Origin of the sequence: Tyzzerella sp. An114, from assembly GCF_002161055.1 — a bacterium.
Classification (GTDB): Bacteria; Bacillota; Clostridia; order Lachnospirales; family Anaerotignaceae; genus Fimicola; species Fimicola cottocaccae.
On sequence record NZ_NFLT01000003.1, the window covers coordinates 221,098 to 246,320 of the forward strand.

The 25,223-nt window shown below is 31.2% G+C and carries 22 protein-coding genes, 2 riboswitches and 1 other annotated feature; of the genes, 17 read left to right on the forward strand and 5 right to left on the reverse strand.

Annotation, left to right across the window (positions count from 1 at the left end; translation table 11 throughout):
* Nucleotides 1–112: 112 nt before the first annotated feature.
* Complete coding sequence (locus tag B5E58_RS04305) at nucleotides 113–3,559, forward strand: pyruvate carboxylase (RefSeq protein WP_088108458.1); 3,447 nt, start codon at nucleotides 113–115, stop codon at nucleotides 3,557–3,559.
* A gap of 35 nt (nucleotides 3,560–3,594) precedes the next feature.
* On the opposite strand, the gene B5E58_RS04310 is transcribed toward B5E58_RS04305, so the two are convergent.
* The gene (locus B5E58_RS04310; RefSeq protein WP_088108459.1) at nucleotides 3,595–4,512 is read right to left on the reverse strand and encodes a radical SAM protein; all 918 of its coding nucleotides are present in this window, start codon (nucleotides 4,510–4,512) and stop codon (nucleotides 3,595–3,597) included.
* Between the two features lie 114 nt (nucleotides 4,513–4,626).
* Here B5E58_RS04310 and B5E58_RS04315 point away from each other — a divergent pair, with 114 nt between their 5' ends.
* Complete coding sequence (locus tag B5E58_RS04315; RefSeq protein WP_088108460.1) at nucleotides 4,627–4,863, forward strand: hypothetical protein; 237 nt, start codon at nucleotides 4,627–4,629, stop codon at nucleotides 4,861–4,863.
* Between the two features lie 52 nt (nucleotides 4,864–4,915).
* Here B5E58_RS04315 and B5E58_RS04320 read toward each other — a convergent pair whose 3' ends face one another.
* Entirely contained in the window at nucleotides 4,916–5,512 is a 597-nt protein-coding gene (locus tag B5E58_RS04320; protein ID WP_242956592.1) for a DUF1836 domain-containing protein, read from the reverse strand.
* A gap of 161 nt (nucleotides 5,513–5,673) precedes the next feature.
* On the opposite strand from B5E58_RS04320, the gene trhA reads away from it, so the two are divergent.
* The 6 genes from trhA (at nucleotide 5,674) to B5E58_RS04350 (ending at nucleotide 14,202) form a co-directional block, all read left to right on the forward strand.
* Nucleotides 5,674–6,330 carry a PAQR family membrane homeostasis protein TrhA gene (gene trhA, locus B5E58_RS04325; RefSeq protein WP_088108462.1) on the forward strand — a complete coding sequence of 219 codons (657 nt, stop codon included), beginning with the start codon at nucleotides 5,674–5,676 and terminating at the stop codon, nucleotides 6,328–6,330.
* A 72-nt stretch (nucleotides 6,331–6,402) separates the two neighbouring features.
* Nucleotides 6,403–6,639: a binding site (T-box leader), on the forward strand.
* A 38-nt stretch (nucleotides 6,640–6,677) separates the two neighbouring features.
* Nucleotides 6,678–9,089 (forward strand): leucine--tRNA ligase, encoded by a 2,412-nt coding sequence (gene leuS, locus B5E58_RS04330; protein ID WP_088108463.1) that lies wholly within the window; start codon nucleotides 6,678–6,680, stop codon nucleotides 9,087–9,089.
* 152 nt (nucleotides 9,090–9,241) lie between these two features.
* Complete coding sequence (locus B5E58_RS04335) at nucleotides 9,242–10,771, forward strand: hypothetical protein (protein ID WP_088108464.1); 1,530 nt, start codon at nucleotides 9,242–9,244, stop codon at nucleotides 10,769–10,771.
* A gap of 223 nt (nucleotides 10,772–10,994) precedes the next feature.
* Complete coding sequence (locus tag B5E58_RS04340) at nucleotides 10,995–12,218, forward strand: dicarboxylate/amino acid:cation symporter (RefSeq protein WP_088108465.1); 1,224 nt, start codon at nucleotides 10,995–10,997, stop codon at nucleotides 12,216–12,218.
* A gap of 89 nt (nucleotides 12,219–12,307) precedes the next feature.
* Nucleotides 12,308–13,048 carry a copper homeostasis protein CutC gene (locus B5E58_RS04345; protein WP_088108466.1) on the forward strand — a complete coding sequence of 247 codons (741 nt, stop codon included), beginning with the start codon at nucleotides 12,308–12,310 and terminating at the stop codon, nucleotides 13,046–13,048.
* A 5-nt stretch (nucleotides 13,049–13,053) separates the two neighbouring features.
* Complete coding sequence (locus B5E58_RS04350) at nucleotides 13,054–14,202, forward strand: alanyl-tRNA editing protein (protein WP_158097665.1); 1,149 nt, start codon at nucleotides 13,054–13,056, stop codon at nucleotides 14,200–14,202.
* Nucleotides 14,203–14,259: 57 nt separating this feature from the next.
* Here B5E58_RS04350 and B5E58_RS04355 read toward each other — a convergent pair whose 3' ends face one another.
* A complete protein-coding gene (locus tag B5E58_RS04355; protein ID WP_088108468.1) occupies nucleotides 14,260–14,817 on the reverse strand; it encodes a folate family ECF transporter S component in 558 nt (185 codons plus the stop codon).
* Nucleotides 14,818–14,887: 70 nt separating this feature from the next.
* A riboswitch (THF riboswitch) is annotated at nucleotides 14,888–14,983 on the reverse strand.
* Nucleotides 14,984–15,190: 207 nt separating this feature from the next.
* Nucleotides 15,191–15,335: riboswitch (Lysine riboswitch) on the forward strand.
* A 94-nt stretch (nucleotides 15,336–15,429) separates the two neighbouring features.
* On the opposite strand from B5E58_RS04355, the gene B5E58_RS04360 reads away from it, so the two are divergent.
* From B5E58_RS04360 to B5E58_RS04380, 5 genes are all read left to right on the forward strand, one after another.
* A complete protein-coding gene (locus B5E58_RS04360; RefSeq protein ID WP_088108469.1) occupies nucleotides 15,430–16,596 on the forward strand; it encodes an alanine dehydrogenase in 1,167 nt (388 codons plus the stop codon).
* A 159-nt stretch (nucleotides 16,597–16,755) separates the two neighbouring features.
* On the forward strand, nucleotides 16,756–18,165 hold the full coding sequence (locus B5E58_RS04365) for a Na+/H+ antiporter NhaC family protein (RefSeq protein WP_088108470.1): 1,410 nt from the start codon (nucleotides 16,756–16,758) through the stop codon (nucleotides 18,163–18,165).
* Between the two features lie 105 nt (nucleotides 18,166–18,270).
* Nucleotides 18,271–19,458 carry a MalY/PatB family protein gene (locus B5E58_RS04370; protein WP_088108506.1) on the forward strand — a complete coding sequence of 396 codons (1,188 nt, stop codon included), beginning with the start codon at nucleotides 18,271–18,273 and terminating at the stop codon, nucleotides 19,456–19,458.
* Between the two features lie 117 nt (nucleotides 19,459–19,575).
* Nucleotides 19,576–20,295 (forward strand): purine-nucleoside phosphorylase, encoded by a 720-nt coding sequence (deoD, locus tag B5E58_RS04375; protein WP_088108471.1) that lies wholly within the window; start codon nucleotides 19,576–19,578, stop codon nucleotides 20,293–20,295.
* Nucleotides 20,296–20,390: 95 nt separating this feature from the next.
* Nucleotides 20,391–21,575 carry a phosphopentomutase gene (locus B5E58_RS04380; protein WP_088108472.1) on the forward strand — a complete coding sequence of 395 codons (1,185 nt, stop codon included), beginning with the start codon at nucleotides 20,391–20,393 and terminating at the stop codon, nucleotides 21,573–21,575.
* A 52-nt stretch (nucleotides 21,576–21,627) separates the two neighbouring features.
* Here B5E58_RS04380 and yaaA read toward each other — a convergent pair whose 3' ends face one another.
* Nucleotides 21,628–22,365 carry a peroxide stress protein YaaA gene (gene yaaA / locus B5E58_RS04385; RefSeq protein WP_088108473.1) on the reverse strand — a complete coding sequence of 246 codons (738 nt, stop codon included), beginning with the start codon at nucleotides 22,363–22,365 and terminating at the stop codon, nucleotides 21,628–21,630.
* 104 nt (nucleotides 22,366–22,469) lie between these two features.
* Here yaaA and B5E58_RS04390 point away from each other — a divergent pair, with 104 nt between their 5' ends.
* The 3 genes from B5E58_RS04390 to B5E58_RS04400 are packed head-to-tail and all read left to right on the forward strand — an operon-like array spanning nucleotide 22,470 to nucleotide 23,884.
* A complete protein-coding gene (locus tag B5E58_RS04390) occupies nucleotides 22,470–23,120 on the forward strand; it encodes an HAD family hydrolase (RefSeq protein ID WP_088108474.1) in 651 nt (216 codons plus the stop codon).
* A 39-nt stretch (nucleotides 23,121–23,159) separates the two neighbouring features.
* Nucleotides 23,160–23,345, forward strand: coding sequence for a FeoB-associated Cys-rich membrane protein (locus tag B5E58_RS04395; RefSeq protein WP_088108475.1), 186 nt, complete (start codon nucleotides 23,160–23,162; stop codon nucleotides 23,343–23,345).
* A complete protein-coding gene (locus B5E58_RS04400) occupies nucleotides 23,342–23,884 on the forward strand; it encodes an isochorismatase family protein (RefSeq protein WP_088108476.1) in 543 nt (180 codons plus the stop codon). The genes B5E58_RS04395 and B5E58_RS04400 overlap by 4 nt, the downstream gene beginning before the upstream one ends.
* Nucleotides 23,885–23,927: 43 nt before the next feature.
* Here B5E58_RS04400 and B5E58_RS04405 read toward each other — a convergent pair whose 3' ends face one another.
* Nucleotides 23,928–24,590, reverse strand: a complete 663-nt coding sequence (locus B5E58_RS04405) for an HAD family hydrolase (protein ID WP_088108477.1) — start codon at nucleotides 24,588–24,590, stop codon at nucleotides 23,928–23,930.
* 341 nt (nucleotides 24,591–24,931) lie between these two features.
* Here B5E58_RS04405 and B5E58_RS04410 point away from each other — a divergent pair, with 341 nt between their 5' ends.
* Nucleotides 24,932–25,219, forward strand: a complete 288-nt coding sequence (locus B5E58_RS04410; RefSeq protein ID WP_088108478.1) for a co-chaperone GroES — start codon at nucleotides 24,932–24,934, stop codon at nucleotides 25,217–25,219.
* Nucleotides 25,220–25,223: the final 4 nt, after the last annotated feature.

The window sequence follows — 25,223 nt, forward strand, 5'->3', positions numbered from 1 at the left end:
TTTTTAAGATATTGATTTTTGATAAAAAGCTGATAAAATAATCAAAAAATAGACTTTGTATTGACAGTGGTAAACAAGTGTATTTATAGAGTGAACAAAAGGGGGAAATTTAATGAGCGATGTGAGAATTAAAAAGTTCAAAAAAGTTCTTGTTGCTAACCGTGGAGAAATTGCAATAAGAGTTTTTAGAGCTTTAAACGAACTTGGAATACAAACAGTAGGTATATTCTCTAAAGAGGATAAATATTCTCTTTTCAGAACAAAATCTGATGAATCATATATGCTTAATCCTGAAAAAGGACCTATTGATGCATATCTTGATATAGATGAAATTATAAAAATAGCTAAGTCAAAAGGTGTTGACGCAATTCATCCAGGTTACGGATTTTTATCAGAAAATCCAGAGTTTGTACAGGCTTGTGAAGAAAATGGAATTGCATTTATAGGACCTTCAAAAGAAATTATGTATGCAATGGGTGATAAAATATCATCAAAACAGAATGCTATTAAATGTGGAGTTCCTATTATACCAGGTGTTGACCATTCAGTAAAATCCGAAGAAGAAGTTATGAGAATTGCTGATGAAATCGGATACCCTGTAATGCTTAAAGCATCAAACGGCGGTGGCGGTAGAGGTATGCGTATTGTAAATTCAAAGGAAGATATGCCTAAAGAATTTGAAGAAGCAAGAAACGAAGCCAAAAAAGCCTTTGGTGATGACAAGATATTCATTGAAAAATATTTAAGAGACCCTAAACATATAGAAGTTCAGATTATGGGAGACAAATATGGTAATGTTGTTCATCTCTATGACAGAGATTGTTCTGTTCAGAGAAGACATCAGAAAGTTGTTGAATTTGCTCCTGCTTTCACAATAAGCGATGCTACTCGTGAAAAAATATTCAACGATGCTATAAAACTTTCAAAATATGTTGGATATAAAAACGCAGGTACTCTTGAGTTCCTTGTTGATGCTGATGAAAATTATTACTTTATAGAAATGAACCCACGTATACAGGTTGAACATACTGTATCTGAAATGGTAACAGGAATTGACATTGTTCAGACACAGATACTTGTTGAAGAAGGTTATCCTTTAAATTCACCTGAAATAAATATACCTTCACAGGAAGCCGTTCATTGTTCCGGTTATTCAATACAGATGCGTGTTACAACAGAAGACCCTGCAAATAATTTCCTTCCTGACACAGGAAAAATTGTTGTTTACCGTTCAGCAGCCGGAAATGGTATAAGACTTGACGGTGGTACTGCTTATACAGGTGCTGAAATTACACCATATTATGATAGCTTACTTGTTAAGATAATAGCAACAGATAGAAACTTTGAAACTACTGTAAGAAAAGCTGTAAGAGCTATGAAAGAAACAAGAATAAGAGGTGTAAAAACAAATATTCCTTTCCTTATAAACGTTCTTCAGAGTGAAGCATTTATGAAAGGTAAATGTGCTACAACATTTATAGAAAAAACACCTGAATTATTTAATATAGCTGTTGGACAGGACAGAGCTACAAAGATTGCTGAATTTATTGGAAATAAGATTGTAAATGAGTCTAAGGGTGAAAAACCTTACTTTGAGCCTATAAAAGAGCCTGTATTTGATACAGAAAAGAAAATTTACGGTGCAAAAGATGAGTTCTTAAAACTTGGTGCAAGAGAGTTTACACAGAAACTTATGCATGACAAAAAACTCTATGTTACAGATACAACAATGAGAGATGCTCATCAGTCACTTATGGCTACAAGAATGAGAACAACAGACCTTTTAAAAGCTGCACCTGCAACTAATGCTGCTATGGCTAATGGTTTCTCTGTTGAGGCTTGGGGCGGAGCTACATTTGATGTTGCTTATAGATTCTTAAAAGAGTCTCCATGGGTAAGACTTGAACAGCTTAAAAAGAAAATGCCTAACACACTTATACAGATGCTTCTTCGTGCATCAAATGCTGTTGGATATACAAACTATCCAGACAATGTTGTTAGAGAGTTTATAAAAGTTTCAGCAGAAAGAGGCGTTGATGTATTCAGAATTTTCGACAGTTTAAACTGGATTGAAAATATGAAAATGCCTATTGAAGAAGCTCTTAAAACAGGAAAGATTGTTGAGGGTGCTATCTGTTACACAGGAGATATTTTAAATCCTAACGAAAAGAAATACACAGTTGATTACTATATAAATAAAGCTAAAGAGCTTGAAGCTCTTGGTTGTCATATATTTGCTATTAAAGATATGGCAGGACTTTTAAAACCATATGCTGCAAAAGAACTTTTCTCAGCTCTTAAATCAGAACTTAATATTCCGCTTCACCTTCATACACACGATTCAACAGGTAACGGTGTAAGTACAGTTCTTATGGCTGCTGAGGCAGGAGTTAACATTGTTGACCTTGCTATTGAGTCAATGAGTACACTTACAAGTCAGCCTTCTATGAACTCTGTTGTTGAAGCTCTTGCAGGAACAGAGAGAGATACAGGAATTAACAGTGATGAAATAAGAGAACTCAGCAGATATTATGGTGAAGTAAGAAAGATTTATAGCGGTTTTGAGAGTGAAATGAAAACTCCAAATACTGAAATTTATAAATATGAAATACCTGGCGGTCAGTATTCAAACCTTCTTGCACAGGTAAAAGATATGGGTTCTGCTGATAACTTTGATGAAATCAAACAGCTCTATAAAGAAGCTAATGACCTTTTAGGAAACATTGTAAAGGTTACTCCTTCATCAAAAGTTGTAGGTGACCTTGCTATATTCATGTCAAAGAACGAGCTTAACAAAGATAATATACTCACAAAGGGTAAAGATTTATCTTATCCAGACTCTGTTGTTGATTATTTCTCAGGAAATATTGGACAGCCAGACGGTGGTTTCCCAGAAGAACTTCAGAAAATTGTTCTTAAAGGTAAAAAACCTATTGATAAACGTCCAGGAGAACTTTTACCACCTGTTGATTTTGAAGAAATTAAAAAACATATTTTAGAAAAAAATAAAATTAAATCAGTAAACTCAAGAAATGTTATAAGTTATGCTTTATATCCAAAGGTATATGATGATTATTGTACACATCTTGAGTATTACAATGACGTAACAAGACTTGAAAGTCATGTTTATTTCTATGGTCTCAGAAAAGGTGAGGAGACAGTTCTTAAGATTGGCGAAGGTAAAGAAATAACAATAAGATTTATTGATATGTCTGAGCCTGATGAAGAAGGAAAAAGAGCTCTTTCATTTGAAATAAATGGTTCTATCCGTGAAATCAAAGTCCTTGATAAGAACCTTGAAATTAAGAGTGACAGAAGACCTAAAGCTGATGCAAACAATCCTTCACATCTTGGTTCTTCAATCCCTGGTACAGTAGGAAAGATATTTGTAAGAGAAGGGGACAAAGTTGTAAAGAACACTGTTCTTATGACAGTAGAAGCCATGAAGATGGAAACAAGTGTTGTTTCAAAAGTAGATGGTATGATAGACAAGATTTATGTAAAAGAGGGAGAAAAAGTAAGTCAGGGAGATTTACTTGTATCTTTCATAGAAGAATAATAAACATTAAAAAAGCCGATATTATATCGGCTTTTTTATATTCCTGATAAATCAAAAATAGGAGTATATTCAGATGTGGCAGACATTTTTTCTTGTGAAAATCCATTTTTCATGCCTTTTTCAATAAAATAATCTGTAACTTTTTCATATTCAAATGTTGTAAGTTTTCTATTTAATTGTTTTATATCTTTGGCTTTATACATAGGTGTATACTGTCTCATAATTGACATATAAGTTTCTGTTCCCAAGTTATTTTTTACCCAGTCTATTATTTTGAAAGAGTCATTTTTACAGCCAGGAAGAACAAGATGACGAATTATTAAACCTTTCTCCATAATTCCTTCAGAATTAAAAACATCTTTAGGCTGTTGACGTCTCATTTCAAGTATTGCTTCTGTTGTTTTTTCAAAATAATCAGAAGTAGAGGAAAATTCCAGAGAATATTTTTTATCAAAATATTTTAAATCTGGCAAATATACATCTATTAAACCCTCTAAAGTTTTTAACATTTCAACGTTTTCATAACCATTTGTATTATATACAACTGGAATTTTAAGTCCTTTATTTTTAGCTATTATAAGGGCTTCTCTTATTTGGGGTATAAAATGAGTAGGTGATACAAGATTTATGTTGTGTACATTTTTTTGTTGTTGTTCAATAAATATCTCTGCTAGTCTTTCAATAGTTATCTCTTTTCCTTTGTTTTCGCTACTTATATCATAGTTTTGACAAAAAACACATCTAAGATTACAGCCGGAAAAAAATACTGTTCCTGAGCCTCTTGTGCCGCTTATAACAGGTTCTTCCCAGTTATGTATAGATGCAAGAGCCGCTTTTATATTATAACCACTGTTACAATAGCCCCTTTCACCTTTAGTTCTGTTAATATTACATTTTCTAGGGCATACATTACAGTTTTCTAAATATTCATACCATTTTTTAATGTTTTCCATAAAATTTTCCTTTCAACCTTTAGTAAATACATTTTAGCACTAAAGGAAAATATTTTATATATAATTATTCAAAAATATATGATAGAATTATGTCACATAAAGGGGGATTGGTCTATGGAAGTTTTAAAAAATTCTATTGATATAAAGATTGAAATTGAAAAAGTGTTTTGTAATGTTTGTGGTGAGGAAATAAAAAAAGATATTTACGGATATTATAATGATTATATACATATAGAAAAGGAGTGGGGGTATAATTCGGATTTTGACGGAGAAAAACATTCTTTTGATATATGTAGTCAGTGTTATAAAAAAATGGTAAGTGATTTTAAAATACCTGTTAATGGTGAATGAAATTAAATAGAAATGATTTAAGCCATCTATATTTTAGATGGCTTTTTTTAATTTAGAAATATTTGTCCAAAATTTTCTCTGCAATACGTTTTTCTGTGTTTGCTTGAATGGCAACTAAAAGAACGGTTAAAATAAGAACAACTTCTTCTTTGTTTTTAAGAGAAGCTATATCTTCTCGCTCAAAAAATTTTTTCTGAACTTCAACATTTATAAGTATATTATCTTTGTTGAATTTTTGCAGAGCGGTAAAATAACGGTATACAGTTTCTAAAGGCTCACATCTCTCACTGCCCTTTATTGTATTTGTCACAGGAGCAAGAAGCCTTTTTATATCATTTATGGAAAGTATTGATTTAAGATGATATATGATAACCAAAAGCATTAAATGATTGCGGGTATATTTCTTTTTTATAGGCGAAGGAAAAAGTTTCGCTTTCGCATAATTATTAATCATTGTTTTTGTCAAAACCTTGTCGTCAGTATAACGTTTGTAAGACTTAAGGCTTTCCTCCATAAATGTGGTCACCTGGTCCATATATAAATCTATATTTGGAATATCGGTTATTTCTATGGTATCCGTTGATGTAACCTCTCCGATTACCCCTTGCAGTTTTTCTATAAAACTGTCCATTTCATCACCTTGCTTCATAATATAGTATTAACAAAAATATTATATAGCAATTTTATGTTGTTATCAACATATTTCAAAAAAAATATATTTATATATACGTATTGCTTTTATTTAATATAGATGATACAATATCTATATTATAATAAGTAGTTTTTAAAACTATATAAGGAGGAATTAATATGAGTGAAATTATAGAGAAAAAAGTAAAAGACCCTATAAGTGCGTTTACACATTTTTTAGGATTTTTAATGTCTATACCGGTTACAATTACTCTTGTATATAAATCATTGGAGGATGGAAATTTTGTAGCTTCTTTTGCATTCTTAATTTTTGGTGTTTCTTTAATGTTACTTTATGGTGCAAGTACAATTTATCACACTGTAAAGACTGATGAGAGACACACAGCAATTTTAAGAAGAATAGACCACATAATGATATTTGTTCTTATTGCAGGAACATATACACCTGTGTGTCTTGTACCTTTAAGAGGAAAATGGGGTTATACACTTTTGGCTATTGTTTGGGGTATTGCTTTTTTAGGCATATTTTTAAAGATATTTTGGCTTAATGCTCCAAGATTTCTCTCAACAGCAATTTATGTAGCTATGGGTTGGCTTGTAATGATAGCATTTATGCCTCTTGAAAAAGCTTTACCATTGGGAGGAATAATACTTCTTGCTTTAGGCGGTGTAACTTATACAGTTGGTGCTATAATATATGCCTTTAAAAGTAAGAGATTACAGTTTAAATATGTCAATTTCCACGATATATTCCATTTGTTTGTAATGGGAGGAAGTTTCTTTCATATAGTTTTTATGTATGTATATATTTTGTGAAATTGTGTAAAAATTTTATATGTCTATTGATTTTTGTCAAAAATTATGGTATAAATATAATCTGAAAAGACAAAAAAGGCTATGAAAAGGAGTAGTAAATATTATATCATTTTTAGAGAGCTGTCGGAAGGTGTAAGACAGTAATGATATTTTTTTGAACTCGCCTTGGAGCTTCGTTCTGAAAATCTTTAGTTTTTATATAAAGAATAAGTAGGAAACGACGTATAACCTGCGTTAAAGGATTTGAGTGTGGTTTTTATAATAAAACTAAACTAGAGTGGTAACGCGGATATATCCTTCGTCTCTAAACTGAGGCGGAGGATTTTTTATTTAAGGAGGAAATTTTTATGAATACTCGCTATGAATTCAGCCAAATTGAAAAAAAATGGCGTGCAGAATGGGAGAAAAATCCTATTAACAAAGAAGATGAAAAAAAACCTAAATATTATTGCCTTGATATGTTCCCATATCCTTCAGGCTCAGGTCTTCATGTAGGACACTGGAGAGGTTATGTTTTAAGTGACGTTATAAGCCGTTACAAAGTTTTACAGGGATATCAGGTTCTTCACCCAATGGGTTGGGACGCTTTCGGTCTTCCTGCTGAAAACTTTGCTATAAAAAATAATATACACCCTTCTATTGCAACAGCTCAGAATATTGCTAATGCAAAAAGACAGCTTCATGATATAAGTGCAATATATGACTGGGATAAAGAAGTAAACACAACAGACCCTTCATATTACAAATGGACACAGTGGATTTTTGTTCAGATGTTCAAACAGGGACTTGCTTATGAAAAAGAAATGCCTCTTAACTGGTGTCCAAGCTGTAAATGTGTTCTCGCTAATGAGGAAGCTACAAACGGTGTTTGTGAGCGTTGTGGTGCTACTGTAACAAAGAAAAATCTTCGTCAGTGGATGCTTAAAATAACAGCTTATGCTGAAAGACTTTTAAATGACTTAAATAAACTTGACTGGCCAGAAAAAGTTAAAAAAATGCAGTCTGACTGGATTGGAAAAAGCTATGGTGCAGAGGTTGACTTTAAAGTTAAAGATACAGATGAAAAAATTACTGTATACACAACAAGACCAGACACACTTTACGGAGCAACATTCATGGTTCTTTCACCAGAACATGAACTTGTAAAGAAAATTACAACAGATGAACAGAGAGAAGAAATGGAAAAATACTGTTTCCTCGCTTCAACAAAATCAGCTGTTGACCGTGTAACAGATAAAGAAAAAACAGGTGTATTCACAGGTAGATATGGCATAAATCCTTTAAATGGTGCTCTTGCTCCTATTTGGGTTTCAGACTATGTTCTTGCTGATTACGGTACAGGCGCAATCATGTGTGTTCCTGCCCATGACCAGAGAGACTTTGAATTTGCTAAGAAATTTGACCTTCCTATAATTCAGGTTATAAAAGAAGAAGGAAAAGAAGATGGCGAACTTACAGAGGCTTATGTAGGCGATGGAATTATGATTAATTCCGGAGAATGGAACGGAATGAAAGCTTCTGAAGCAAAAGCAAAAGCTCCTTTATATCTTGAAGAAAAAGGACTTGGAAAGAAAACTGTAAATTATAAACTTCGTGACTGGGTATTCTCAAGACAGAGATATTGGGGCGAGCCTATTCCTATTGTACATTGTCCACATTGTGGAGCTGTTCCTGTTCCAGAAGACCAGCTTCCTGTTGTTCTTCCAAATGTTGAGTCATATAAACCAACAGACACAGGTGAATCTCCACTTGCAGATATTGAAGAATGGGTAAATACAAAGTGTCCTGTTTGTGGTGCTGATGCTAAGAGAGAAACAAACACAATGCCACAATGGGCTGGTTCTTCATGGTATTTCCTTCGTTATACAGACCCTCATAATACAGAAGCTTTTGCAAGTAAAGAAGCTCTTGAAAAATGGGCTCCTGTTGATATGTACGTTGGAGGTATAGAGCACGCTGTATTACATCTTTTATATGCTCGTTTCTATACAAAAGTTCTTTATGATATTGGAGCTGTAAGCTTTGATGAACCATTTATGAAACTTTTCAATCAGGGTATGATTACAAAAGATGGATTTAAGATGAGTAAATCAAAAGGAAATGTTGTATCTCCTGACGTTTTAGTTGAAAAATATGGTTGTGACTCATTAAGAATGTATGAACTTTTCGTAGGACCACCAGAATTAGACTCTGAATGGGATGATAGTGGAATTGACGGTGTATTCCGTTATCTCAATAAAGTTTGGAAATTTGTTGCAGGATATAAAGATAAAATTGTTCCTGCTACAAAAGAAATGGATTTTGCAAGAAATAAAATGATTTATGAGATAACATCACGTCTTGAAGCTCTCACAATGAATACTGTTGTATCAGGATTTATGGAATATACAAACAAGATGATTGATGTTGCTAAAAATGCAGATGGAATTGACAAAGAGTCTCTTGAGACACTTATAACACTTCTTGCACCTTTCACACCTCATATTGCAGAGGAAATGTGGAGAGAGATTGGACACGATACATCTGTATTTGAAGCAGGTTGGCCTGTATGTGACGAGTCAAAACTTACTGTTACAACTGTTGAAATACCTGTACAGATTAATGGTAAAGTTAAAGACAGTCTCTCAGTAGGTAAAGAGGAAGCTAAAGATGAAGTTCTTGCAAAAGCTAAAGCGCTTCTTGGAGGAAAAATAGAAGGAAAAACAATAGTTAAAGAAATCTATGTTCCAGGAAGAATTGTAAACTTCGTTGTTAAATAATATTTTTTAAATTTAAAGGATATGTAGTCTCTTTTTAAAAGAGGTTACATGTCCTTTTTTTATATTTTTTGTATTAAATTGTATGGTCTTGTATTAAAATATAATGTATAATTATAACAAACTACATATTTTTAGAAGGGGGTTTTCATTATATGAATGATGAAATTGGGTTTGAAAATAATTCCGTTAGTTATATATTTCCACGTATAGTGGATATTATGACACTGTTTTTTTTATATCCTTTGATTACAAATGATGCGGATTTTTTTATAAAACAATTAAATATTAAAATTTCTCCTGTTATGTTTGTAATTACTATGATTGTTTTAATGCTTATTATTGATATTATTGTCATAATAGAAGCCAAAGCATTCTTAACACCAGGTACTATAATTGTGTATAGTTTGGCAAAAATGGAGATTATACTTGTAATTCTTCTTGCTCAGTATAATTTTATAGTTTCTTTAATTGCATTTTTAATTTTAATAGCTTTAAATATTTTCTTTGCCTTTAGATGTTATAAACAATGTATGGCAGAAGAGATGAAACTTGAAAGAAAAAGAAAAAAATTAGATAAAATTTTATATAATACAGATGAAGACTATAAAAAAATTGTTAAACCTGAAAATATAGAGGAAAATACAAAAAAAGATATAAAAGAATATTCATCTGAGAATACAGATGTAAAAAAAGAAGAGTTAGAAGAAAATGAAAAAGCACCATTGAATGATATTGAAGAACTTATGAAAATGTTTAAAGAAAAGTCTAATCATAGTATTTCTTCAGAAATAGACAATAATGAAGATAATGGGAATATAGAACAAAATGATAAATCAGAAAATGAAAATGTAAAAACAGATGATAATTCTGTGAAAGATAATGTTGTTTCAGATGTTCGCGTTAATAGGAGATATAATCCTGAAAAAACTGCAAATTTAAAAACTGATAAGAATACTAAAAATAATATTAAAGTTAAACCATCAAAAAAACTCATAAATAAATATAAAAGAAGATTTTTTAGATTTTTAATATTTACATCTTTTGTAATTCTTTTAATACCAGCAGCATATCAGCTTCATAAAAACGGTATTTCTGGATATAGTATAAAGCCTGAAGTTAAAGCTCAATCTAATAATATTACTGCTGAAGAAGAACAAAAAATGTTAGAAGATAGTGGTGAATATGTAAAACAGATATTTGCTGAAAATTGGAAAGATATTGAAACAGATAAAAAACTTGATGTTTTTCAGTCAATAGTAAATTTAGAAACATCAAAAATGTCTGTTCCAAATGTTAAAGTTTCATCATATTCAACAGAAAGTGAAATTTTAGCATATTATAATCCAGCTGAAAAACAAATATATGTAAATACAGATATATTAAATACTATTGAAGGTGGTCAGGCATTAAATTTAATACTCCATGAATGCCGCCATGCATATCAGCATAATGTTGTAAGTATTATTGATTGGTCAGATAAGAATGCACAGAATAATTATTATTATAGCGATGCTAGAAGTTGGAAAGAAAATTTTGACAACTATATAATGGTAGATGATTTGACCGATGAAGAAGAATTTAGAAAGTATGAACAACAGTCAATAGAGGTTGATGCAAGAGATTATGCAGTGACAAGAGGACAGTATTATCAAAATTTTGTTTTGGAAAATCAATCAGTTTGAATAAATATTCGCTTTAAAAGCCTTCCTTTTGGAAGGCTTTTATTATTTTATTTTGTATTTTTTTAAAAAATATTTAAAAAAATATTGTTAAAAGGTCGTAAAAGTGGTAAATTTATAAGCGTGTTGTTATTTTTGGGGAAATAAAAATATACTTAAATTTTAAAATAACTGAATAAAACACATATATAATGATTTTTTATGCAAAAAAGGAGATGACATTAAAATGACAACAGAAAAAAAATTAAGTATGCCCATAAAGACGCTTATAGGTCTTATTTGTGGTGTTATAGCAGGCTCTATTCTTGGAGGGAATAATGCTTATATCGCAAAGACTTTTATAAGCCCTTTTGGAACATTATTTTTAAATGCCATTAAAATGGTAGTTGTTCCTATGGTTTTTTCATCAATAATAGTTGGTGTATGTGGCATAGGAGACGCAAAGAGTGTAGGAAGAATTGGCGGAAAAACAGTAGTTTATTTCCTCTGTACAACAGTTTTTGCTGCCACATTCGGTATAATTGCAGCTAATGTTTTTCATATCGGTGAAGGATTTGTTATTGAGGGAACTGTGGCAGAAGTTACAATACCTGAAAATCCCGGAATTATAAATACTCTTATAAATATAATACCTTCAAACCCAATACAGTCAATAGCAAACGGTGATATGCTTCAGATTATAGCCTTTGCAATAATAGTTGGTGGTGGAATTGTAATTGTAGGTGAAAAGGCTCAGCCTGTGTTTAAATTCTTTAACGGTATGGCTGAAATAATGTTTGCTGTAACAGGAGTTATAATGAAATTTACACCTATTGCAGTTTTTGCTCTTATAACACCTGTTGTTGCTGAAAATGGTATAAGTGTTCTTTTACCTCTTGCAAGTGTTGTTCTTGTTGTTTATGGTACTTGTATAGTTCATGCAGTTGTTGTTTATTCACTTTCTGTAAAAATTTTCTCAGGTATAAGTCCTTTAAAATTCTTCAAAAATTCTGCTGAGGCAATAGTATTTGCCTTTACATCAGCAAGTAGTTCTGCAACACTTCCATATTCAATGCAGTCAGCAGAAAAAATGAAAGTTTCAGAGTCTGTAAGTTCTTTTGTACTTCCTCTTGGTTCAACAATCAATATGGACGGAACAGCTATATATCAGGGTATATGTGCTCTTTTTATAGCTAATGTTTATGGTATAGAGCTTACTTTGGTACAGCAGATTACAATTGTTTTAACTTGTACATTTGCATCAGTTGGTGCGGCTGGTATTCCTGGTTCTGCTATGATTATGCTTTCAATGGTTTTACAGTCTGTTGGACTTCCTGTTGAGGGTATAGGACTTGTTGCAGGTATTGACCGTATAACAGACATGGCTCCTACTGCTACAAATATAACAGGTGATATTGCTTGTTCTGTTGTTGTTGCTGCAACAGAAGGTGAGCTTGGAAAAGACGAATAATAATATTAAAAAACAGACTATATTTTTATAGTCTGTTTTTTTATGCTATAATATATAAAAATTTTTATTGTTACAGAGGTGAATTTAATATGGTTGAAATATGTTGCGGCAGTTTTTACGATGCTTTAATGGCATATAAAGGAGGAGCTAAGAGGATAGAACTTAACAGTGGTTTAAATCTTGGTGGACTTACACCTTCAATAGGAACTCTTGAAATTGTAAAAGAAAATTGTAATGGTCTTAAAATTGTTGCTATGGTTAGACCTAGAGGAGCAGGATTTTGTTATTGTGATGAAGATTTTTATGTTATGGAAAGAGACTGCATAGAGCTTGTAAAAAGAGGAGCTGACGGAATAGCTTTTGGTTGTCTTAATAATGATTGCACTATAAATCAGTATCAGAATGAGAAAATTATATATATAATACATGAATATGGAAAAGAAGCCGTTTTCCATAGAGCCTTTGACTGTGTCGAAAATCCCTATGAAACAATAGAAAAATTAATTGATATGGGAGTTGATAGACTTTTGACAAGTGGGCTTAAAGAAAAAGCCTATGATGGAAGATTTCTTATAAAAGAATTACAACAAAAATATGGTGATAAAATAGAAATTCTTGCAGGAAGTGGAATAAATTATAAAAATGCAAAAGAAATTATGGATTATACAGGAATAAGTCAGGTACACAGCTCATGTAAAGAGTGGATTTTTGATAACACAACAAAGGGACAAAATGTGTCCTATGCTTTTGGAATAGGTGAAAATGAAAAGTGTTATGATGCTGTATCTGAAAAACTTGTAAGAGAACTTTTAAAATCAGTGGGAGAATGAGCATAATGACAGAAAAAATATATTATTCTGATGGGTATGTCAAAGAGTTTTCGGCAGTTGTTGTTGATTGTATAGAGGGTAAAGACTGTTTTTATATTGAACTTGATAAAACAGCTTTTTATCCTGAAGGTGGTGGACAACCGGGAGATATTGGATTTATAAATAATATTGAAATATTTGATACCCATGAGAAAAATGACAGAGTTTTACACTATTCAAAACAAAAAATTGAAAAAGGAACAAAAGTAAAATGTAGTATAAACTGGGAAAGACGCTTTGATTTTATGCAACAACACACAGGTGAGCATATAGTTTCAGGAGTTATACACAGTATTTTTGGATTTAACAATGTTGGTTTTCATATGAACAATGACAGTGTAGTTATAGATATTGATGGACCTCTTTCTGATAGTGACTTAGAAAAAGTTGAAGATGTATCAAACAATGCTGTTTTTGATAATATAATTGTAAAATGTGAGTTTTTTGATAAAAATACTCTTGAAAATATTGAATACAGAAGTAAAAAGAAAATCGAGGGAGATATAAGAATTGTTAGTATAGAAAATTATGATATTTGTGCTTGTTGCGGTGTTCACACTAAAACAACAGGGGAGATAGGCATAATAAAAATTATATCATCTCAAAATTATAAAGGTGGTACAAGAATAACAATGCTTTGTGGAAAAAGAGCTTTGTTAGATTACAGAAAAAAGAACAGAGATATTTATAAAATGTCCGAGATGTTCTCTGCAAAGGTTGAAAATGTATCATTATATGCTGAAAATACATTAAAAAATCTTGAAAATGAAAAATCAATTAATTTTGGTTTGTATATTGATATTTTGAAAAACAGGGCTTCAAATTTTGATAATAACAAATTTATAATTGATTTTTGTGATATTGAAAATAGTGATTTGATAAGAAGATATTGTACAATGCTTTCTGAAAAATGTTCTATGTGTTGTGTATTTTCGGGTGATGACAAAAAGGGATATAAATATGTTGTATATGGAAAAGATATTGACATGAAAATTTTTGCAAAGGAAATGAACACTGCTCTCTGTGGAAAGGGTGGAGGTAAAAACCCTATGATACAAGGAAGTGTATCTGAAAAACGTGAAAACATAGAAAATTTTTTTGAAAAATATAAATAAAATATAAAAATAAAAAATCCCCCAAGGAGAGTTGTTTTTTGGGGGATTTATTTTTATTTATATTCTCTTAAAGTGAAAATTATTTACTATTTTTTCAACAGGTTTTGCAACTATATAGAATACAAATGTTTCAATAGGCAACATTATAATCTGTTTAAGTATTCTTCCAGAAAGAAGAATTAAAAACCCTTTTCCCAACATAAGGCTTAACCAATATGTATTGAGAAGAGTATTTATAAATATTGTGACAATAAGTTTTGAAATTATTATTCTTTTAAGACTTATAGGCTGTTTGTAAAGTATAAATCCATAAATCATTCCGCCTAAAACAGCACTTACAGTAAATCCAGGGAAATATGCCCCTGTTGGTTTAACTATAAGTTTTAAAATGTCTGAAACACCAGCCATAATTCCGCCAGTTACAGGACCGAAAAACATGGCTGTAAGTTCATTGGCAACAAAAGAAAAACCTATTTTTAAAGAGTCGCCAATTTGAATAGTTGCAAAAAAACCTAAAAGAACAGCAACAGCTGTAAGCATACCTACGGCAGTAAGTTTTTTTGTGTCCTTAAGTTCTTCTGCTGATAATCTCATTTTTTCAATTAAAACATTCATTTTATTACCTCCTTTATATTATAATCCTTTTTGCTATACACAGAAGGTAGTAAAACCGCATTCTATGCGTAGCAGCGGGATGCGGATACTATAAGCAGTAAAAAACTTTGCCCTCTTCGACAACTCCCCGTTCGAAGGGTTTTAACAAATAATATCCTACTCTGCGAATGTTTACTTTGTAATTATAACAGAATAAAAAATCCTTTTCAACATCTTTTTAAAATATTAACGTATTGTATATTATGTTGAAGATATAACTATATTTTTACTACATATTTACATATAAATACATAAAATTACAATAAATATGCATAAAAATAAATTTATCTGTTGACAAAAGACATTTTGAATACTATCATATTTACGTATGATGTTCGAATTTAGAGGCCGCGAAAATCAAGAGTAGTGTAAACGAAAGGGAAATTCGCCGAAAGCATAATGCTTGGGACTGTGTTGAATAAATGCAGTACTGTTTCTATGGTTTTTGTCCAAACTATAAGAAGGGAGCTGGTTCGAATAGGGCAGAAGAAATTGTTAAATGTTTATAAGGCACCTTAAGTTCTTTTACTTAGGGTGCTTTTTTATTATGTTCAAAAAAAGGAGTTTTTAAAAATGGTTTTCGGGTTATTAAAAGACATAAAAAAGGGAGAATACAGAACAATAGCTACACCAGTGGAAATCGCTTCAATAAAGGCTGATGGTCATACTGTACTTGTACAAAAAGGTGCAGGAGAGAGAGCCGGTTTTTCTGATGAAAGCTATGTTGAGGCTGGTGCTGAAATAGTAGATACAGCAAAAGAAATGTATGAAAGATGTGATTTCATAACAAAAGTTAAAGAACTTGAGCCTTATGAATTTGATATGCTTCGAGAAGGTCAAATTATATTTACTTGTATACACCCAGCAGCTCACAGAGAGGAAGTTCAGGCACTTCTTGACAAAAAAGTTATTGCTTTTACAGCAGAGGACTCTCATAGATATGGTTCTTCAAACTGTGAAGCAGCAGGAAAACAGGGTGCTCTTTTCGGTCTTGAGTCTATGCTCACAATAAATGGTGGAAAAGGTAAATTTGTAAGTGGTCTCGGCGGAGCTCCTGGAATGAATGTACTTATACTTGGTGCTGGAGTTGTTGGACGCGCAGCTTTAGAAGTTCTTCATTCTCTCGGTGCCTGGGTAACTGTTATGGATATAAATATTGGAACACTTAGAGAAGTTCAGAGAATGTATAATGAAAAAATAAATACAGCTTTCTGTACAAAAGAAAATATCAAAAAAATACTTCCACAGACAGACATGGTTTTAAACTGTGTAAAATGGCCTAAAGGAACAAATGAGTATCTTATAGATAGAGAAATGCTTAAACTTATGGAAAAAGGTTCTGTTATTGTTGACATAAGCAATGATGAAAACGGTGCAATAGAATCATTCCATGAGACAACTCATGAAGACCCAAGATATATTGAAGAAGGCATTGTTCATTACTGTGTAAGTAATATACCAGGAGCGATAGCAAATTCAACTTCAATAGCTTATGCAGGTTCTGTTCTTCCACACTTTAAGAAAATACTTAATAATGGCGTAGCAGAAGCTTGTGTAATGGACGGTTATCTTAGAAGAAGCCTTACAGCATATAAAGGATATCTTACTCATGAGGAGACAAGTGCTATACAGAATAGACCTTGGATAAGACCAGAGGATATTTTAAATATTGCTGATAGAAATCTTGACCCAGCTCCTCCAGCAACAGTTACAAAGTCAGATAACTTTATAAAATTATAATAAATTATAAAAATTTATTTAAAATTGTTTATTGGGCGGTTTCTTAAAATGTTTTGCAGATTATAGTATTATGATGATGAGTAAAAAATTTTTCTGTTTGCCATTTTTTAGAAACTGCCTTTTTATAAAATTTAAGTTTAATATGAAAGGTAGATGAAAATGGAAGAAGTAGTAAACATGGGAATAATATCAATAGTTCCTTCTCTCCTCGCCATTGTTCTTTCTTTTGCAACAAGAAACACAATAGTTTCTCTTGTTGTTGCTTGTCTTGCAGGAACACTTTTGGCTGGTCAGGGACTTTTGGGATTTCCTACACTTTTAAAAGAAAGTCTTGGAACAACAAGTTTTTCTTGGGTAATGCTCTTAAACACATTTATAGGAATTATAGTAGCTTATTTTCAAAAAACAGGAGCTATTCAGGGATTTTCACAGTTTGTTCATGACAAAAACCTTAGTCGTAAAGGCGTACAGCTTGTATCATGGGTTTTAGGTATGTTTGTATATTTCAGTGACTCATTCGGCCCTCTTTTTGTAGGTTCAACAATGAGAAGTATATCTGATAAAGCTAAAATATCAAGAGAAAAACTTGCATATATAGCTGACTCAACATCAGCCCCTGTAAGTGTCCTTGTATCGATTACAGGTTGGGCTGCATATCTTATGAGCCTTGCTGTTGGTGTAGGCTGTATAGCTACAACAGAGGACGCATCAGCTCTTTTCTTGAAAGCAATACCATTTAATTTTTATCCAATATTTGCAGTTGTTCTTGTAGGTCTCATTGGTTCGGGTATAGTTAAAGATTTTGGACCTATGAAAAAAGCTGAAGATAGAGCTATGAAAGAGGGAAAAGTTCTTCGTGATGGAGCTGTTCCTCTTATAGGAAAAGAACTTACAGAGATGAAAGCTTATGAAGGTATAAAAACAAGAGTATTCTTAAACTTTATACTTCCTGTTCTTATGATTATAACAATAGCTATTGGAACATACATAAAATTTAACTCAGCAAAGACTATGGAAGCATTCCTTTTTGTAATAATATTTATGAATATAAGTATGCTTATACAAGGAATACCTTTTAAAGAAATTATGGAAACTACAACAAACGGTGTTAAAGGTGCTATACCTGCCGTAATGCTTCTTGCTCTTGCATATTCTGTAAATGATTTAAGTAAGGATATGGGAACAGCAAATTATATTGTTTCTCTCAGTGAGTCTTTCCTTTCTCCTTCACTTCTTCCAGCTATAATATTCATAATATCTGCAATAATGGCTTTTGCAACAGGTTCATCATGGGGTACATTTGCAATATGTATGCCTATCGCTTTACCTCTTGCCTTTAGCTTTACAAATGATACTCTTACACCTCTTGTAATAGCGTCCTTTGCAGCTGTTGCTGGTGGTGGAGTTTTCGGAGACCATTGTTCTCCACTTTCAGATACAACAGTTCTTTCATCAACAGGTGCAGCTTCTGACCATATTGACCATGTTAAAACACAGCTTCCATATTCTCTTGTATGTGGAGCTTTAGCAGTAGTTGCATATCTTGTGATAGGATTTGTATTCTGTTAATAATAATTTAATAATTAAAAAAAGCCTTCCTTTTTGGAAGGTTTTTTTATGTCTTTTTTTAGACTATTGTTTTTGGTATTATATATTAAAGGCGGTGATTTTAATATGAAATATGATTTTGAAAGTGTAATATCAAGAAAAAATACAGGTTCTGAAAAATGGAATAGTATGTATAAAAAATACAAAAACATACCTGATGATATTGTTCCTCTTTCTGTGGCTGATATGGAATTTAAAAATCCTCCGGAAATAGGAGAGGCTTTAGGTGAATATTTTAAAAATTCTGTTATGGGATATACAGAGCCACAGGATAGTTATTATAATGCTGTTATTAGTTGGTTTAAAAGACGTCATAATTGGAATATAGAAAAAGAATGGATACTTGACTATCCGGGAGTTGTTCCTGCACTATATCATATTGTAAATTGTTTTACTGAAAAAGATGAGGGAGTTATAATATTTACTCCTGTATATTATCCTTTTTACAGTGCTATAAAATCTGGTGGAAGAAATATTGTGGAATGTCCTCTTGTTGAAAACAATGGAGAATATAAAATAAATTTTGAGGATTTTGAAAATAAAGCAAAAGACAGTAAAAATACACTTTGTATAATATGCAATCCTCATAATCCTGTTGGTAGAGTATGGACAGTAGAAGAACTCAAAAAGATAGGGGACATATGTATAAAAAATAATATAAAAATTGTGTCTGATGAAATACATAATGATATTATTATGCCGGGATATAATCACACTGTTTTTGCATCAATATCAGAGGAATTTCAAAAAAATAGTATAATATGCACAGCACCAAGCAAAATATTTAATACAGCAGGTCTTATGACATCAAATATTATAATTTCAGATTATGAGACAAGAAAAAAACTTTATAAATATAGAATGAATAATGGTGTTTTTGGCTGTAATATGGCAGGTTATAAAGCTTGTGAAGTTGCTTATAATAAATGTGAAGAATGGCTTTCACAGTTTATAAATGTTATAGACAGAAATAGAATTTTTGTTGAAAATTTTATAAGAGAGAATATACCTGAAATAAAAGTTTCAAGACTTGAGGGTACATATCTTATGTGGCTTGATTGTCGTCAATTAGGTATGGATTATATTAAACTTGAAAAATTTATGATAGAGAAAGCCTTACTTTTTAATGATGAGGGATATATATTTGGAGAAGGCGGAAAAGGTTTTGAGAGAATAAATATAGCTTGCCCTTTAAGTGTACTTTCACAAGCTATGGAAAGACTTAAAAAAGCTTTGGATAGTATTAAAAAATAAGTATTTTGAATTTAAAATACTTGCGTAGACAAAATAATAGTTGAAAATTATAAAAATTCGTGTTATTTTGTTTATACCAATAATGAAAAAATTTATAAAAAAAGGAGATTTGCATATATGAATGGAACACCACATAATAAAGCAAAAATTGGAGAAATAGCAAAAACAGTAATTATGCCTGGAGACCCTCTTCGTGCAAAATTTATTGCAGAGACATATTTGGAAAATCCTGTTTGTTTTAATACTGTAAGAAATATGTTTGGATATACAGGAACATATAAAGGCAAAAGAGTTTCTGTAATGGGAAGTGGAATGGGTATGCCTTCAATGGGTATATATTCCTATGAACTTTTTAATATGTATGATGTTGAAAATATTATAAGAATAGGCACAGCCGGTGCTATATCTGATAAAGCTGATGTTAGAGATATAGTAATTGCTATGGGTTCAAGTACAGACTCAAACTATGGAAGTCAGTATAATTTAGCTGGAACATTTGCTCCAATAGCAGATTATAAACTTTTAAAAACTGCTGTTGATTGTGCTGAAGAACTTGGAATTGAGCCTAAAGTTGGAAATGTTTTTTCATCTGATATTTTTTATAATGATAATGAAAAAGTAAATGAAGGTTGGGCAAAAATGAATGTTCTTGCTGTTGAAATGGAGTCTGCCGCTCTCTATATGAATGCTGCAAGAGCAGGAAAAAGAGCTCTCTGTATACTCACAATATCAGACCATGTTGTTAAAGGAACATCACTTTCTGCCGATGAGAGACAGACAGGTTTCCGTCAGATGATGGAGGTTGCTCTTGAGACTGTTAATGCTATAACAGAATAATTTTATATATTAGGGATATATTTTATCATTAAAATGCAGTTTTATATTTTTAAAACTGCTATTTTCCATGTGATTTTTTAGAAAGGAGAATTATAATGAAAAAATATAAAAGAATATTTACAATAGTTGTTGACTCTATGGGTGTAGGTGAAATGGAAGATTCACCACAATATGGAGATAAAGATGTAAATACATTAGGACATATAGCTGAAAAAATGGAAAGTTTTAATATACCAAACCTCCAAAAACTTGGTATAGGAAATCTTATTCCCTTAAAAAATGTTCCACCACAAGAAAAACCTATGGCTTATATTATGAAAATGAATGAGATAAGCAAAGGAAAAGACACAATGACAGGACATTGGGAGATTATGGGTATAAAGGTAGATGTTCCTTTCCAAACATTCACTGAAACAGGTTTCCCAAAAGAGCTTATAAAAGAACTTGAAAAACGTACAGGACATAAAGTTATAGGAAACAAAAGTGCTAGTGGTACAGAAATACTTGACGAATTGGCAGAAGAAGAAATTGCAACAGGAAATATGATTGTTTATACTTCTGCTGACTCTGTTCTTCAGATATGCGGTAATGAGGAGACATTTGGACTCGATGAGCTTTATCGTTGTTGTGAAATAGCAAGGGAACTTACTTTAAAAGATGAGTGGAAAGTAGGTAGAGTTATAGCTCGTCCTTATGTTGGAAAGAAAAAGGGTGAATTTAAAAGAACAAGTAATCGTCATGATTATGCCCTTAAACCTTATGGAAAAACTGTCCTTGATTTCTTAAAAGATGGTGGCTTTGATGTTATATCTGTTGGAAAAATAAAAGATATATTTGACGGAGAAGGTATAACAGAAGGCAATAAATCAAAGAGCTCTGTTCATGGTATGGAACAAACAATAGAGATTATGGATAGAGATTTTACAGGACTTTGTTTTGTAAATCTTGTTGACTTTGATGCTCTTTGGGGACATCGTAGAGACCCTATTGGATATGGAAAAGAAATTGAGAAATTTGATAAAAATCTTGGAGTTGTAATAGATAAACTTAAATATGATGACCTTCTCATAATAACAGCAGACCATGGAAATGACCCAACATATACAGGAACAGACCATACAAGGGAGGAAGTTCCTTTTATAGCTTATTCACCTTCAATGAAAGGCAGTGGAATTTTGGAAGAAAGCAAAACATTTGCCGATATTGGAGCTACTATTGCTGATAACTTTGAAGTTGAAATGCCTAAATTAGGAAAATCAAGACTTTCAGAATTTATTTAATATATTTTAATATTAAAGCCAATGAATATGTATTCATTGGCTTTTTATTATGTCATTTACAAAAAACAAAATTATTTTTATCAGAAAAATTTTCAGAGAAATTATAATCGTTTTCACAAAAGTTTTTAATATCTTCTAAATTATTAATTTTATTTTTTACTATGAAATTAACCATTTTCCCACGGGATATTTTTGCATCTGTGGCAAATGTTTTATATTTTCCTTTTGAATATTTCATGAATTTTACTGTTATAAAATTGTCATTGTCATTTAAAAATGGTTTTATAGCTTTTGAGTATTCATCAGAAGCAAGATTTAAAACAGTTGTTTCATTTTTGAATAGTTCACAATATATAGAAGTACCCCACAATTTATATAAATTTTCACCATCAAAATTAATTTTTCCACCCATTTCAAGACGATAGGGCTGTATAGGAGTATCTGCCTTTAAAAGACCGTAAAAAGCACTTATAATTGATATATGATTTGAAGCAAAACTTATATCATCATCATTAAAACTAAAAGGTTCTATATTTTTATACTGTATTCCATTGTAAGAAAAAATTGCAGGAGTTCCAAAACCTTCAAAATCTATATCCTGATAATAAATAAAAGATTTTAAAGCTATATCATTATTCACATTCATATATGCAGAAAAATCACCAACATTAAAATTTTTAAGTTTATTGTATATTTCTATGGTTTGGGGTTTTATATTCTCTTTTATAATAGGTTTTTTAATATTATCTATTGTAACCATATTTTTTGCTGGAGATATAATTGTTTTCAAAAAAATCACCTCAAAATTGATGATATCATAGAGAAGAAGTATTGACAATAATTTATAATACACTTAATATGAAATAAAATAATAGAGAAAAAGGGGATTTTTTGATGATAAAAGCGGTTATATTTGACATGGACGGAGTTTTAATAAACAGCCAAGAGGCTCATTATAAAGCTGATTTAATGGCACTTTCAGAGCTTGGTTTTGATATGGATATTGAATTTGTTATGAAAGGTGCAGGAACAAATACATTTGAGAGATTTGGAAAATGGAGAGATGAACTTGGCTTTGAAAAAAGCACAAAAGAAGCTGGAGAAAGACGAGAGGAGATTATAAAAGAGCTTTTTATAAATGAAGGTGTTGACGGTGTAAAAGGTGCAAGAGAGCTCCTTGTGGATATAAAGAATAACGGCATAAAAACTGCTGTTGCAAGTTCTTCTTCCTATGAGCTTATATATACTGTTCTTGATGCGTTAGATGAGAGAAATTTGTTTGACGCTGTTATAAGTGGCGATGATATGGAAAAAAGTAAACCGGCTCCAGATATATTTTTAAAAGCTGCTGAAGTTTTAGGAGTAGAGCCTTCTGAATGTATTGTTGTAGAGGACTCTACAAATGGAGTTAAGGCGGGAATTAATGCTAGAATGAAAGTTCTTGGATATAAAAATCCTACAAGTGGAAATCAGGATATTTCACCAGCAAATTGTGTTACAGATGACTTTACACAGTATAATTTTAATAAACTTTCGTTAATATAATAAAATGATATATAATAAAAAATAAGGGAGGTGTTTCCCATGGAAATAATAGATTTAATTGTTGCTGCTTCAGCTGTTCTTATTGTTATTGCTGTTATACATTATAATATAACTAAAAAGAAAAAAGGAAAATCCACAGGATGTGGAGGTGGTTGCAGTGGTTGTAGTATGAGCGGTCAATGTATGTCATCACAGCATAAATTTGAGAAAGGGGAGAAAAAATGAGAATATTTTCAAATGATACAGTTGCTATTGCAATAGATTTACAGACAAAACTTCTTCCTGCCATAGATAATTGGAAAAAGATTGTTGAAAACAGTGAAAAACTTATAAAGGGTTTAAATATTTTAGGTGTTCCTGTTATAGTTACAGAGCAGTATAAAAAAGGCTTGGGAGATACTCACGAAACAATAAAAAATGCTCTTAATGAATATAATCCTTTTGACAAAATAACATTCAGTGCCTATGCTGATATGGATATAAAAGATAAAATTGATAGTCTTAATGTTAAAAATATAATTATATTCGGAACAGAAGCCCATGTTTGTGTACTTCAAACAATAATAGACCTTAGAGAGTCAGGGTATAATGTTTTTATAGTTGAGGATTGTTCAGGTTCAAGAAATAAAAATGATAAAAAATATGCAATAAAAAGAGCGGAATATGAAGGGGCCTGTCCTGTGACTATGGAAGCTGTACTTTTTGAACTTACAGGAGCTTCTCAAACAGAAAGATTTAAAAATATACTTAAAATAGTTAAATGATAAAAAAAGAGAGGTGTTTTTTAAAATACCTCTCTTTTTGATTTTAAATAATATCTATCACATCAATAAGACTATCTGCTTTTTTCCATACAGTTTTGAGAACTTCCTCCGGTGGAGAAACTATATCTTTTACAAATATTGATTTTATTCCGGCATTATAAGCTGCAAGAAGTCCATTTGTGGAGTCCTCAAGTATTATTGTATTTTCTTTTGATACACCTGCTTTTTCAACAGCCTTTAAAAATATTTCAGGGTCAGGTTTTCCATTTTTAACCTCATCACCACATATAATAAAGTCAAAAAAGTCAATAACTTCTGCTTTTTTAAGTATTTTTTCAACTTCGTCTTTTGTTGATGAACTAGCAACAGCTATTTTTAATCCGTTTTCTTTTGCAAAATTTATAAGTTCAATAAGCCCTTTTTTTCTAAGATTTTCAGGTTTTTCAGCTATTATAAGTTCCATCTTTTTTTGTGCAAATTGTGGCTGAATTTTATGTTCATAGTCAAAGTCTTTACCATATTTATCATCAAATTTTGAGTATATTGAAAATTTTGTTGTACCCATAAGACTTATAAGAAATTCTCTGTCAATAGGAAGGTTTAACTTTTTAAGACATATTTCCCATGATTCTATAGCCATACGTTCTGTATCTACCATAAGACCGTCCATGTCAAATATAAGCATTTTTGTATCTGTTTTAATCATTTATAGCCTTGTCCTTTCATAAAATAAATTTGTATTTCTTTAATAAAGAGTATAACCATAAATAATATTTGTCAACTTATAATATATTAAATTAAAGTAAAATAGCCCTTTTTATAACCATAAATTTTAAAAAATGAAGATATTTTGAGAAAAATAAAAAAAACAAAAGAAAAACTTTAAAAATATTAATATTTGGAATAAAAAAGATGAATATACCGTATATATATTAAAAATGGTGTTTGCATAAAATCATCACAATGGATAATATAATATTAACGGTTAGCACTCAAAGTCAGTGAGTGCTAATAACAATGATGTTGCGATTAAGGAGGCATATAAATATGAAATTAATACCATTAGGAGATAAAGTTATTATAAAACAGCTTGAGGCAGAAGAAAAAACAAAAGGTGGTCTTATACTTACTACACAGTCAAAAGAAAAACCACAGATGGCAGAAGTTATTGCTGTTGGACCAGGTGGAGAAGTAAACGGACATGAAGTTAAAATGACTGTAAAAGAAGGCGACAAAGTTATATATACAAAATATGCCGGAACAGAAGTAAAATTTGAAGGTGAAGAATATATTGTTGTAAAACAGAATGATATTCTTGCAATTATTGAAGATTAATAAA